Below are 12,741 nucleotides of genomic sequence, written 5' to 3'. Positions count from 1 at the left end.
CTGGAACGCACGGGAGATTCGGGGCCCGTGGGATCGTTGGGCAAGACAGGGACGATAATCCGTAAACTGGACTCCCCCACCGCGCCGCGCCCCCGCGTGGCCCTTTCCCGTCCCCGCGGGCCCCCACGCCCCACGACCCCCATCAGGAGTAACCGGTGGCCGATTCCCAGCGCACGCTGCACGAACGCTACGAATTGCGTGCAGAGGTCGGCCGGGGAGGCATGGGCCGGGTATGGAAGGCCCACGACATACGACTCAACCGCACCGTGGCGGTCAAGGAGATCCTCCTGGGCCCCGGCCTGGACGAGGACGACCGCACCCGCATGGCCGCCAGGGCACGGCGCGAGGCCCAGGCCACCGCCATGGGCCAGCACCCCAACATCGTGACCGTCCACGACATCCTGGAGGACGACGGTCGCCCCTGGATCGTCATGGAGTTCCTGGAAGGGGAATCCCTGCACCGGATCGTGCGCGACCAGGGGCCGTTGGAGCCCGAGCGCGCCGCCGCCTGGGGATTGTCCCTGCTCGACGCGTTGGGCACGGCCCACGCCCAGGGCATCACCCACCGCGACGTCAAGCCCGAGAACGTCATGGTCACCGACTCCGGCCGGGTGGTCCTGACCGACTTCGGCATCGCCACCATCGCCGACACCGCCGCGGTCACCCAGACCGCCGGGGTGATGGGCTCACCGGCCTACCTGGCCCCCGAACGCCTGGCCTCGTCCCCGGCCAGCCCCGCCGGTGACCTGTGGTCGCTGGGCGCCACCCTCTACCAGGCCACCACCGGCGTCTCCCCCTTCCAACGCGAGGGCATCCCGGCCACCCTGCACGCGGTGCTCAACGCCGAACCTCCCGGTGTCCTGCCCGGCCCGCTGGGCGGGGCGATCCAGGGGATGTTGGTCAAGGACCCCGCCCGACGGCTGGACGAGGCGGGCAGCCGATCCCTGATGGAGGCCGCGGCCCGTGGGTCCGAACACGGTGGCGACAACGGGTCACGACCCGCCACCGGCCCCCAGACCGGCACGACCACGCTCGGTGCGGGCACCCCGCCCACGGGCAACAGACCACCGCACCCCTATGGGACGCACCCGCAGCAGGTGGGGCATCCACAGGCGGCCCCGCCCTTCTCGGCCCCCACCCAGGTGAGCGACGCGGGCACCATGCCCGTGACCCCACAGGGTTCGCGTCGCCTGTCCTGGCCGGTGGTCGTGCTGACCCTGGGACTGGCCTCCCTGGTGGTGGCCGCCTCCCTGGTCGTGTTCAACCCCTGGAGTGATGAGCAGGGCGTGGTCTCGGCCGGCACCGGAACCTCCGAGGAGGAGGCCGGCGAGGAGCCCACCGAGGCCGAGGAACCGGCGGCCTCGCCCTCCACCCCCGTCGTGGAGACCGACGAGGAAGGCGACCCCACCGCCGCGGGCATGACCTGGACCCAGGACCCCGAGGGCTTCTCGATGCTCGTTCCCGACGGATGGGTCCGCCGGGTCGAGGGCGACAGCGTCTTCTACGACTCCCACACCGACAACTCCTACCTGCAGGTGGACCGCACCGCCCACCCCACCGACGACCAGTATCAACACGTGCTGGACCAGGAGGACGTCTCCGGCGGCGACGAACGCTTCCCCGGTTATGAGCGGGTCCGAGTGGAGGACGTCACCGGCACCACCGACTTCCACTCGGCCGCCGACTGGGAGTTCATCTGGTCCCAGAACGGGGTGCCCCGGCACCTGATGGCCCGCAACATCACGGTGACCAGCGGTGACTACTACACGGTGCTGTTCGCCGCCGAGGAGAACCGGTGGACCCAGCAGGGCGACCTGCGCGAGAACGCCATCACCTCCTTCGACCCGTTGTGACCACGGCGGTGGACGCGCGGCGGTACCCTCGATGCGTTCGTCCCTGAGCTGTGAGAAGGAGGGGCCGGGGTGACCCACACCTGGACCGCGATCGACTTCGAGACCGCCAACGCCGACCGCGGCAGTGTCTGCGCGGTGGGTCTGGTGCGCGTCGAGGAGGGTCGGGTGGTGGACCGCTACAGCACCCTGATCCGCCCACCGGAGCAGGTGTCGTTCTTCTCCCGGCACAACACCGCGGTGCACGGCATCACCGCCGCCGACGTGGTCGGGGCGCCCACCTGGCACGGAGTGCGCGACCGGATCCTGGAGTTCGCCCAGGGTGGGGCGCTGGTGGCGCACAACGCCGCCTTCGACATGGGTGCGCTGCGTCAGGCCTGTGCCCACACCGGCCAAGAGCTGCCCGCCCTGGACTACGCCTGCACCCTGGCCCTGTCCCGACGCACCTGGAAGTTGCCCGACCACCGTCTGCCCACGGTGTGCGCGCACATCGGCCACGAGATCACCCGGCACCACCGGGCCGACGCGGACGCCGAGGCGGCCGCCCACATCATGATCGCCGCCATGCGCGACTACGGCACCACCTCACTGCCCGAACTGGCGCGGGCCTCCCGGATGCCGTTGCGCCGGGCCGAGGCCGTCGCCGCCACCGTGCTGCCCGTGCCCATCGCACCGACCACGGTGCGGGCGGCGGCCACCGAGGACCGGTTCGGTCGTTGGCAACGGGCCGCGCAGAGCCCCCTGCCCGAGCCCTCCCCCGACGCCGACCCGGCCGGCCCCCTGTTCGGGCGCACGGTGTGCGTGTCCGGAGACCTGAACGGGATGGACAAGCCCGAGGTGTGGAAGCGCATCGCCGAGGCCGGTGGACTTCCCGCCAAGAACGTCACCAAGAAGACCGACGTGTTGGTGGTCGGAGACAGCGACCACGGGGGCAAGACCTCCAAGCACCGACAGGCGGAGACCTACATCGCCAAGGGCCAGCGCATCGACATCATCACCGGCTCGGAACTGATGGCCCGCCTGGGCATGGCCTCGGCCTGAAAGGCACCGGAGGGCGCCCGCGCACGTGCGTCGAGTCGACCTTGAGGTCGACATCGGTAGTGTCGCCGCCCCAACGGCCTTGAACTCCGGGCCGGTGGGGCGGCGACCGTGAGGGACTACCCGCGGCTCACAGGTTGCCGGGGCCCGCACCGTCGCCGACGATCGAGGGCACGTCCTCGGCCGGGTCCAGGCTGTAGGAGTAGGGGATCGACTCCACGGTCCCGCCCCCGCTCTCGGGCTCGCCGGAGCCGTCGAAGACGTTGCCGCTCTCCTCCACGGCACCGATGTCGGAGTCGGCGTAACCGGTGTGGGTGGGGTTGTCCACGTCCTCGAAGTAGTTGCCCTCGACGAGCACACCGCCGCCCATGGTGGAGGCCACGCCGTACTCGTCGTTGTCGCGGTAGTAGTTGTTGTACACGTGCACCGGGTTGCCGAAGCGCACCCGGGGATGACGGGTATCGGTGCCGTCGAAGTAGTTGTGGTGGTAGGTCACCCGCAGGTGGCCGGCGTCTTCGGTGTGGTCGTCGGAGTGCCCGACCAGGGACGTCTTGTCGTGGTCGAAGAAGTGGTTCCAGGAGATGGTCACGAAGTCCGACTCGCGCTTGACGTCCACGGCGCCGTCATAGCCGTCGGTGAAGCTGTTGTGGTCGATCCACACGTTGGTGCTGCCCTCCTGGACGTTGACGGCGTCGTCGTCCCAACCGGAGAAGGCGATGTTGCGGATGATCACGTTGGACACACCGTCCACGTCCAGGCCACCGCCGGTGATCTGGGCGCCGTCCAGCCCGATGAGGGTGGTGTCGGCGGGCACGTCGTTCATACCGGACAGCTCGATGGAGCCGTCGATCTGGATGACCTGGGGGCCCGAGCTCGATAGGGCCGAGAGCAGCGCGTCGGTGTCGGAGACGGTGACGACGTCGCCGCCCTCACCGCCGGTGGTGCCGCCGTTCTCACCGGCCCAACCCGAAGGGGTTTCCTGGGCGGCGCCGACCAGGTCGGCGTGGACGGTGGATTCTGAGCCGTCGGTGACGGCGAGCAGGCCGAGCGCGAGGGCTCCGGCGGCGGTGCCGGCCAGCAGGACGGTGCGTGTGGGGGTACCGGATTTGTTGGTCACGGATCGCATGGTGGGTTTCCTTCGGAATCGGGGGTTCTCATCATCCGAGCGGTGCGCGCCTTCACCCCGGGCGGAGGAGTTTTTCGGTTCTTGGGACACCCGCCCCAGAGGTGGCTAACGTGGTGTTCGAACACCGGAATCAAACACGGTCAGGGGCAGAGGGGGTGGGGAGCGGATGGCAGGAATCGATCAGCGGGGTCTACGACCGATCGCCGGCCCCTACCCGGTTTCGGGTCCCACCGGTGTGGCCGTGCGCACCCGCCTCAAGCACCTGACCGTCCAGGACGAGAAGGTACTCCGAATGGTCGGCGCCCATCTGAGTTCGCTGGCCGCCGCTGATCTCAAGGCCCGCTGTGCCGACGGGTTGGACCACGACAGCACGACGTGGGCGGAGCGTAAGCGGGTGCTGACCCCTGAGTGCTCCTCCCGGTGGGCGGGGTCGATCACCAAGGCCACCCACGACCAGTGGGCCCTGGCCCGACGTGTCCAAGCCGCACACCTGCGCTCTGTGGAAGCCGGGGTCGCCACGATCCGGCACCGGTTGTCGTTACCGGTCGGGGCCAAGAGCACCAGGAAGAAGCCGGGCGGCTACCGGTCCCGGCAGGAGTGGCACGCCAAGTCCCGGCGCCTGGCCACCCTGGAGAATCGGTTGGCCATAGCGCGGGCCGACTTCGAGGCAGGGAAAGTCTCTGTGGTGCGTGGCGGTAAGCATTTGGCCCGCAACCGCCACCACCTCGCCAATGCTGGGTTGACCGAGTCCTCATGGCGTGAGCGGTGGGAAGCCCGGCGGTGGTTCCTTCAAGCCGATGGGGAATCGGGGAAGCGGTTCGGCAACGAGACGATCCGCATCACCCCGCAGGGTGAGGTGTCGATCAAACTCCCGGCCCCACTCAAGGAATGGGCGAACGCCCCGCACTGCCGGTACCGGCTCTCCGGCAAGATCGCCTTCGCCCACCGAGGCCGGGAGTGGGCCGGCCGGGTGAAAGCGAACCGGGCGGTGGCCTACCGGGTGCACCTGGATGTGGAACGGGGACGCTGGTACATCACCGCCTCGTGGCAAACGCCGACCACACCGCAGATCCCCCTTCGAGCCGCCCTCACCGAGGGGGTGATCGGTGTGGATATGAACGCCGATCACCTGGCCGCCTGGCGTTTGGACACCCACGGCAACCCTCTCGGTGACCCACGCCGCTTCGACTACCAGTTGTCGGGCACCGCTTCCCATCGTGACGCCCAGGTCCGCCACGCCTTGTCCGGGCTGTTGCGCTGGGCGCACCGGTGCGGTGTGAAGGCGGTCGCGGTGGAGGATCTGGACTTCATGGACTCCAAGACCCGGGAAAGGCACGGAGGCAGGAAACGGTTCCGGCAGGTCATCTCCGGGATGCCCACCGGCAGACTCAAAGCTCGGCTGACCTCGATGGCCGATGCCACCGCGATCACGATCATCGCTGTGGACGCGGCCTACACCTCCAGGTGGGGTGCCCAGCACTGGCAAAAACCCACCACCAGCAGGAGAAGGAAGACGTCCCGGCACGATGCGGCGAGCATCGTGATCGGGCGACGCGCCCAAGGGCACCCGATCCGGCGTCGGACGGCACCGCCCCCGCATCACCGGAGTGATGGTGCGGGGCATCGGACCGTTCAGGCCAGGTCGGGCGCTCGTGGGGGTGAGGGAATCCGCCTCTCCGGTGTGGAACGCGCACACGATGCGCGCGCCCAAGCCTTGGAGGAAGGAGAACGCGGAGGACCAGTGCATCCAACACCGTTCGGGGTGCGCGCAGGACCAGGGGTGGCATCGGATGTCACTCCTGCGCACTGCTGAGGAACGGTGGGAAGCGCGGGACGCCCCTGAACGGAAACGATGTGCGGTCGATGGCGTCTCGGGAGTGGGCCCGTGCGCCGAACGGGAAGGTGACCCGTATTCGTGCAAACGCTTTCCGTGCACAAGAAGCTACGATCCCGTTACAGGTAAGTCAATGCCGGTAACGCGAAAGATTCGCCCACGATCGCTCTTTCCTCGTGTCACGGCAGGTCGGTGCGGGTCCTTCGGGGCGATCTTTCCGCATGGCCCTCACGTTCGGGTGTGCGTGGAGGTTCGCTCACGCTCGGAGGTCCTTGGCAAGCGTTTGCTCGTCGATGCGGCCCGGTTCGCCCCGCTGCGGCGCCGCTCACGGGGTGGGGCGGGCACCGTGTTCGGGCCGCTCGCGCGGCCGCTCACCGATGGGTCGGTGGGCCCTCCCCCGCTCAGGGTGGGTCTGGTGTGATCGTCGTGTTTGCCGTACGCTTTGGAAAGCGCTTTCAAAGAGAGGTGGTTACAACCCATGGCAGACCACGTGCTGGGCGTCGCGATGAACGGCGTCACCGGCCGAATGGGCTATCGGCAGCACCTGACCCGTTCGATCCTGGCCATCCGTGACGCAGGCGGCCTGGAGCTGCCCGACGGCACCCGCGTCATCCCCGAACCGGTGCTGGTGGGGCGTTCCGAGCACAAGCTGCGCGAGATCGCCCGGCGACACGACATCGAACGCTGGACCACCGACCTGGACTCGGTACTCGCCGACGACAGCGTCTCGATCTACTTCGACGCCCAGATCACCCATGCGCGGGAGGCGGCGGTGCGTTCGGCCATCGCCGCGGGCAAGCACGTCTACGTCGAAAAGCCCACCGCCGACACCCTGGAGGCCGCCCTGGAACTGGCCAAACTCGCCGAGCAGGCGGGGGTGCGCAACGGTGTGGTCCAGGACAAGCTCTTCCTGCCCGGCCTGCTCAAACTCCGCAGACTCGTGGACAGCGGCTTCTTTGGAAAGATCCTTTCCATCCGGGGCGAGTTCGGTTACTGGGTCTTCGAGGGCGACTGGCAGCCCGGACAGCGGCCCAGTTGGAACTACCGGGCCGAAGAGGGCGGCGGCATCGTGCTGGACATGTTCCCGCACTGGCACTACGTCCTGGAGCACCTGTTCTCCCCGGTGCGCACCGTCACCGCCCGCACCGCCACCCACATCCCCCAACGCCGGGACGAGCAGGGCCGGGACTATGAGGCCACCGCCGACGACGCCGCCTACGGCATCTTCGAACTCACCGACGGCACCATCGCCCAGATCAACTCCTCCTGGAGCGTGCGGGTGGACCGTGACGAGCTGGTGGAGTTCCAGGTGGACGGCACCCACGGCAGCGCCGTGGCCGGCCTGCGCCACTGCCGCATCCAGCACCGTTCCACCACCCCCAAGGCGACTTGGGACCCCGACGCCGTCGACGCGGGGGGCTACCGCGACCAGTGGGAGCGGGTCCCCGACAACACCGACTTCCCCAACGGTTTCCGGGCCCAGTGGGAGGCCTTCCTGGCGCACGTGGTGCTGGGCACCGACTTCCCCCATGACCTGCTCTCCGGGGCGCGCGGCATCCAGATGGCCGAGGCCGGGCTGGACTCGGCCCGCACCGGACGCACCGTGGAGCTGAGCGAGGTGACGACCCGATGAGCGACCTGATGCTGCCCTCCCTCGAAGGTGGCACCACACCCTTCTCCCCCACCGGCCCCCGCGCCGAGACCACTGTGCTGTCCCCCGCCCGCACCCGTGTGGCCTACGCCGCCGCCCACGTGGTCGCCGACCCCACCGCCGTCAACGCGCCGGGGGAAGCGGCCCGCCTGGACTGGGACGCCACCCTGGCCTTTCGGCACCACCTGTGGGACCAGGGGTTGGGCGTGGCCGACGCGATGGACACCGCCCAGCGCGGCATGGGGCTGGACTGGCCCGCCACCGCCGAGCTGATCCGCCGCTCGGGTGCGGAGGCCGCCGCTCGCGGGGCCGCCCTGGCCTGCGGGGTGGGCACCGACCAACTGGGGTCTTCGCGTCAGTCTTTGGAAAGCGTTGTCCAGGCGTATGTCGAACAACTCGACACCGTCCAGGGCGCCGGGGCCGCTCCGGTGTTGATGGCCTCGCGTGCGCTGGCCGCCGTGGCTCAGGGCCCCGACGACTACGCCAAGGTCTACGCCTCGCTGTTGGAGCGGGCCGAGCGTCCGGTGATCCTGCACTGGCTCGGTGAGGCCTTCGACCCGGCCCTGGCCGGCTACTGGGGGTACCGCGACCCGGCCGAGGCGATCGAACCGGTGGCCGAGCTGATCACCGACCACGCCGCGAGTGTGGAGGGCATCAAGGTGTCCCTGCTCGACGCCGACCTGGAGGTGCGTCTGCGCCGGCTGCTCCCCGAAGGGGTACGCCTGTACACCGGCGACGACTTCCACTACCCCGAGCTGATCCAGGGCGACGACCATGGCCACTCCGACGCCCTGCTGGGCGTCTTCGCCGCCATCGCCCCGGTGGCCGGTCGTGCCCTGGCGGCGCTGGACGAGGGCGACACGGCCCGCTACCGCGAACTGATGGACGCCACCGTGCCCCTGGCCCGGCACCTGTTCTCCGCGCCCACCTTCTACTACAAGACCGGGATCACCTTCCTTGCCTGGCTCAACGGCCACCAGAAGGGCTTTCACATGGTGGGTGGGCTGCACAGCGCGCGTTCGCTGCCCCACCTGGCGCAGATCCTGCGCCTGGCGGACCGGGCCGGGGCGCTCAGCGACCCCGACCTGGCGATGGAGCGTATGGGACGGCTGCTGCGCGTTTCGGGGGTGGAGCGATGACCATCGTCCCCCGAGCCGCGGACGTGGACGTGCCCTCCGGGCTCAAGGCCGAGGTGCCCACCCCGGCCCCGGGCGACGCGGTCCTGTCACGGCTCTCCCTGAACCAGGCCACCACCAAGTACTGGAGTCTGCGTCAGGCGGTGGACGGCTGCCTGCGCGCGGGCGTGCCGGCCATCGGCCCCTGGCGCGAACAGGTCGCCGAGGCCGGGCTCGCGGCGTCCGCGCGTCTGTTGCGCGACTCGGGTCTGCGGGTGTCCACCTACTGCCGGGGCGGGTTCCTCACCGATCTCGACCCCGCAGTGGCGTTGGAGGACAACCGTCGGGCGCTGGACGAGGCCGCCGAGTTGGGTGCCCCCGTCCTGGTCATGGTGGTGGGCGGCCTGCCCGAAGGCGACCGTGACCTGGTCGGCGCCCGGGAACGGGTGGGCGAGGCCTTGCAGGTGTTGGCGCCCTACGCCGCCGAACGCGGTGTGCGGTTGGGGTTGGAGCCCCTGCACCCGATGTTCTGCGCCGATCGCGCGGTGTTGTCCACCCTGGGCCAGGCCCTGGAGTGGGCGGAACCCTTCCCCGCGGAGCAGGTGGGCGTGGTGGTGGACACCTACCACGTGTGGTGGGACCCGGCGGTGTACGAGCACATCGCCTGGGCGGGCCCACGTGGACGCATCGCCTCCTTCCAGGTGTGCGACTGGGTCCTGCCCCTGCCCGCCGACCCGCTGTTGGGTCGGGGCATGGTCGGCGACGGCCACATCGATGTTCGTTCCCTGTACCGGGCGGTGCGGGCCGCCGGTTATGAGGGCGACGTCGAGTGGGAGGTGTTCAACGCCGATGTGTGGGCCGCCGACGGTGACGACGTCATCGCGACCATGGCCCGCCGCCACGTCCAGCACGTCCTGTGAACCAGATCCGACCTCGCCGCCAGGGGCGGCGCCCTCGTGACAAGGAGCAAAGCGCATGAATTTCGACGGGATCCTGTTCTTTCCCCTCACACCCTTCGACGACGCCGGAGCGGTGAACCAGGAGGTGCTCGCCGAGCACGTGGCCTCGGGTGTGGCCCATGGGGCCGGTGGGGTGTTCACCGCATGTGGCACCGGTGAGATCCACGCCCTGTCCGCGGCCGAGCACGCCGCGGTGGTGCGTCGTACGGTCCAGGTGGTCGACGGTGCCGTTCCGGTGGTGGCCGGTGCCGGTGGCAGTGTGGGCACCGCCATCGAGCAGGCGCGGACCGCGTTGGAGGCGGGTGCGGACGCCATCTTGTTGTTGCCGCCCTACCTGGTCTCGGCGCCCCAGCGGGGTCTGGTGGAGTACGTCAGGGCGGTGGCGGAGGCGGTGGAGATCCCCATCATCGTCTATCAGCGCGGCTCCATGGTGTTCTCCCCCGATTCGGCGGCGGAGTTGGCGGCCATCCCACGGGTGGTGGGCATCAAGGACGGTGTGGGTGACCTGGGGAACATGCACCAGGTCGTGTTGACGGTGCGCTCGGTGCGCGGTGCGGACTTCACCTTCTTCAACGGGTTGCCGACCGCGGAGTTGACCGTTGCGGCCTATTCCGGGGTGGGTGTGCCGTTGTACTCCTCGGCGGCCTTCGCGTTCGTCCCGGAGGTGGCCGACGCCTTCTACAAGGCCTTCCACTCCGCCGACCCGCTCGCGGGGCGCTTGGTGAGCGAGTTCTACGACCCGCTGGTGCGGCTGCGTGATCGTTCCCCGGGGTACGCGGTGTCGTTGGTCAAGGCCGGGGCCCGGTTGCGCGGGGTGCGGGCGGGCGCGGTGCGCGCTCCCTTCGTCGACCTGACCTCGGCGGAGGAGGCCGAGTTGTCGGCGTTGATCGAGACGGGTCTGTCCCTGGTCGGGAAGGGCTGAGCGGGTGCGTGTCACCGAGGTGGCGGCCCGCGCGTTCCGTCTGCCGCTGCGGCGATCCTGGGACGGTGGTGTGGACCGCAACGACATCGTGGTGGTGCGGGTCGCCACCGATGCCGGGGTGGTGGGCACCGGGTTCTCCTGGACCCCGTTGATCGGGGCGGGGGCGGTGGAGTCGTTGGTCAACACCGACCTGGCTCCGGTGGTGGTGGGCGGGCTCGCCCACCCGTGCCGGTGGGAGGAGTTGCGGTGGCATCTGCGCGAGGCGGGCACCACCGGGTTGACCCTGATGGCCCTGGCCGGGGTGGACATCGCCCTGTGGGATGTCCAGGCCAAGGTGGCCGGGATGTCGCTGGTGGACCTGATCGGTCGGCGTCGCGATCGGGTCGCCGCCTATGGCAGCGGGGTCAATCTCGACTACGACTCCGCCGACCTGCTCGAACAGGTGAGTTCCTGGGTCGGGTCCGGGCATCGGGCCGCCAAGATCAAGGTGGGCTCGGCCGAGGTGGCGCGCGACGTCGAACGGGTCGCCGCGGTGCGCGGTGTGTTGGGCCCGGATCGGACGCTGATGGTGGACGCCAATCAGCGTTGGGACGTGCCCACCGCCGTGCGGGCCCTGGATCGGTTGGTCGAACACGATCCGCTCTTCGTGGAGGAGCCGTTGCCGGCCCAGGATCTGGCCGCGCATGAACGCCTGCGGGCGCGCACCGCGGTGCCCTTCGCCCTGGGTGAGAACCTGCGCGGCGTCGAGGAGTTCGACAGGTTCGTCGAGGCGGGGGTGTGCGACGTGGCCCAGCCCAACGTGGTGCGGGTCGGTGGCATCACCCCGTTCCTGCGGGTGGCCGAGTCGATGGCGCGGCGTGGGGTGCCGGTGGCGCCGCACCTGTTGCCGGAGTTGTCGGGGCAGTTGGCGTTGTGCGTGCCCCGGGTGGCGATGGTCGAGGACATCGACCACGCCTCGTTCGAGGCGTTGGGGGCTTTGGCCGCCCCCAGCGGGGTGCGGATCGGTGAGGGGTGGCTGAGCGCCGAGACCGGCCTTGGTCACGGTCTGTCCTTCGCCCGGGATCTGTCCCCACTCCCCTAGCACGGGACGCGTCCTCTGGCACGGGACGCGAACGGGGGTGGTGGAGCGGAATCGCTCCACCACCCCCGCTGGGGTTCACCGGGCGGGGCGCTGCGTGCTCTCGCGCATGAGGACCTCGCCTTGGACGTTGAGGGTGCGGTTCTCGCCCTCGTGGTCGGTCTCCAACGCCATCTGCGCGGCGCGTTCGCCCATCTGTTCCAGGGGTAGGCGCACGGTGGTCAGGGCGGGGGTGAGGTCGCGCAGGGTGGGGATGTCGTCGAACCCGGCCACGGACAGTTCCTGGGGTACGCCAATGCCCGAATCGCGCAGGGCGGCCATGGCGCCGGTGGCCATGACGTCGTTGACCGCGAACAGGCAGGTGGCGTCGGTGCCCAGGCGCATCAGGCGTCGGGTGGACTCGAATCCGCCATCGCGGGTGAAGTCGCCGTGCACGATGTTGTGGTGTTCCAGCTCGATGCCGGCGGCGGAGAGCGCGGAGTGGAAGCCGTCCAGTCGCTCGCGGGCGGTGCTCAGGTTGGTGGGGCCGGCCAGGATGGCGAAGCTCCGGTGTCCCAGGGCGATGAGGTGGCGGGCCAGTTCCGCGGCCCCGGCGTGGTTGTCGGGGTTGACGGTGTCGGCGGGCAGCCCGGGTTGGGACACGCACGCCACGCGTCCGCCCTGTTGTTGGAAGGCCTCGATCTCGCGGATCAGCCGGGCGTTGCTCTCCTCGTCGGTGGAGCGCGAACCGACCAGGACGATGGCCCTGGCGCGGTGGGCGCGCAGGGTCGCCAGGAGGGTGCTCTCCTTCTGGGCGGAGCGGTGGGTGGTGCCCAGGACGGTGACCAGTCCCTGTTCCTCGGTGTGGCGGGTGACCCCGCGTGCGATGGAGGAGAAGTAGGGGTCGGCGATGTCGTGGACGAGCAGCCCGACCAGGGAGCTGCTGTTGCGGGCCAGCGTTTGAGCGGAGGCGTTGGCCAGGTAGCCCAGTTCCTCGGCGCTGGCGTTGACCTTCTCGCGCAGGCGTTCGCTGACCTGGCGGGTGCTGCCGTTGATGACTCGGGAGGCGGTGGCCAGTGACACCCCCGCGTGTTGTGCCACCTGTTCCAGCGTCACATACGACGAACTCACGACCCTGCCCCTTCTGCCATGACCTGTGGGAAAACTCTTTCCCAGGCTAGTGGAAGGT

At 69.8% G+C, this 12,741-nt stretch carries 10 protein-coding genes; 8 read left to right on the top strand and 2 right to left on the bottom strand.

From position 1 onward, the window contains the following. The first annotated feature begins 155 nt into the window (after positions 1-155). Both ACWGKS_RS07135 and ACWGKS_RS07130 read left to right on the top strand, forming a co-directional pair. Positions 156-1,853: a serine/threonine-protein kinase gene (locus ACWGKS_RS07135; protein WP_358504979.1), complete on the top strand. Its 1,698-nt coding sequence runs from the start codon at positions 156-158 to the stop codon at positions 1,851-1,853. Positions 1,854-1,922: 69 nt separating this feature from the next. Next, positions 1,923-2,891 carry an exonuclease domain-containing protein gene (locus tag ACWGKS_RS07130; protein ID WP_358504982.1) on the top strand — a complete coding sequence of 323 codons (969 nt, stop codon included), beginning with the start codon at positions 1,923-1,925 and terminating at the stop codon, positions 2,889-2,891. A gap of 127 nt (positions 2,892-3,018) precedes the next feature. Here ACWGKS_RS07130 and ACWGKS_RS07125 read toward each other — a convergent pair whose 3' ends face one another. Further along, positions 3,019-4,005 carry a pectate lyase family protein gene (locus tag ACWGKS_RS07125; RefSeq protein WP_358504985.1) on the bottom strand — a complete coding sequence of 329 codons (987 nt, stop codon included), beginning with the start codon at positions 4,003-4,005 and terminating at the stop codon, positions 3,019-3,021. A 175-nt stretch (positions 4,006-4,180) separates the two neighbouring features. Between ACWGKS_RS07125 and ACWGKS_RS07120 the strand changes: the two genes are divergently transcribed. The 6 genes from ACWGKS_RS07120 to ACWGKS_RS07095 all read left to right on the top strand — a co-directional run bounded on the left by ACWGKS_RS07120 (position 4,181) and on the right by ACWGKS_RS07095 (position 11,576). Next, positions 4,181-5,827 carry an IS200/IS605 family accessory protein TnpB-related protein gene (locus tag ACWGKS_RS07120; protein ID WP_358504987.1) on the top strand — a complete coding sequence of 549 codons (1,647 nt, stop codon included), beginning with the start codon at positions 4,181-4,183 and terminating at the stop codon, positions 5,825-5,827. A 499-nt stretch (positions 5,828-6,326) separates the two neighbouring features. Continuing rightward, a complete protein-coding gene (locus tag ACWGKS_RS07115) occupies positions 6,327-7,481 on the top strand; it encodes a Gfo/Idh/MocA family protein (RefSeq protein ID WP_358504990.1) in 1,155 nt (384 codons plus the stop codon). Beyond that, positions 7,478-8,638 (top strand): dihydrodipicolinate synthase family protein, encoded by a 1,161-nt coding sequence (locus ACWGKS_RS07110; RefSeq protein WP_358504993.1) that lies wholly within the window; start codon positions 7,478-7,480, stop codon positions 8,636-8,638. Before ACWGKS_RS07115 ends, ACWGKS_RS07110 begins: the two co-directional genes overlap by 4 nt. After that, positions 8,635-9,534 (top strand): sugar phosphate isomerase/epimerase family protein, encoded by a 900-nt coding sequence (locus tag ACWGKS_RS07105; protein ID WP_358504996.1) that lies wholly within the window; start codon positions 8,635-8,637, stop codon positions 9,532-9,534. The genes ACWGKS_RS07110 and ACWGKS_RS07105 overlap by 4 nt, the downstream gene beginning before the upstream one ends. Positions 9,535-9,589: 55 nt before the next feature. Beyond that, entirely contained in the window at positions 9,590-10,495 is a 906-nt protein-coding gene (locus ACWGKS_RS07100; RefSeq protein ID WP_358504999.1) for a 5-dehydro-4-deoxyglucarate dehydratase, read from the top strand. Between the two features lie 4 nt (positions 10,496-10,499). Further along, a complete protein-coding gene (locus ACWGKS_RS07095) occupies positions 10,500-11,576 on the top strand; it encodes a mandelate racemase/muconate lactonizing enzyme family protein (RefSeq protein ID WP_358505002.1) in 1,077 nt (358 codons plus the stop codon). A gap of 75 nt (positions 11,577-11,651) precedes the next feature. Here ACWGKS_RS07095 and ACWGKS_RS07090 read toward each other — a convergent pair whose 3' ends face one another. After that, positions 11,652-12,683 carry a LacI family DNA-binding transcriptional regulator gene (locus ACWGKS_RS07090; protein ID WP_358505005.1) on the bottom strand — a complete coding sequence of 344 codons (1,032 nt, stop codon included), beginning with the start codon at positions 12,681-12,683 and terminating at the stop codon, positions 11,652-11,654. Between the last annotated feature and the right edge of the window lie 58 nt (positions 12,684-12,741).

Source organism: Nocardiopsis sp. NPDC055879 (assembly GCF_053615935.1).
The sequence above is the reverse complement of the archived record's forward strand: the minus strand, read 5'-3'. Positions and strand labels throughout refer to the sequence as shown.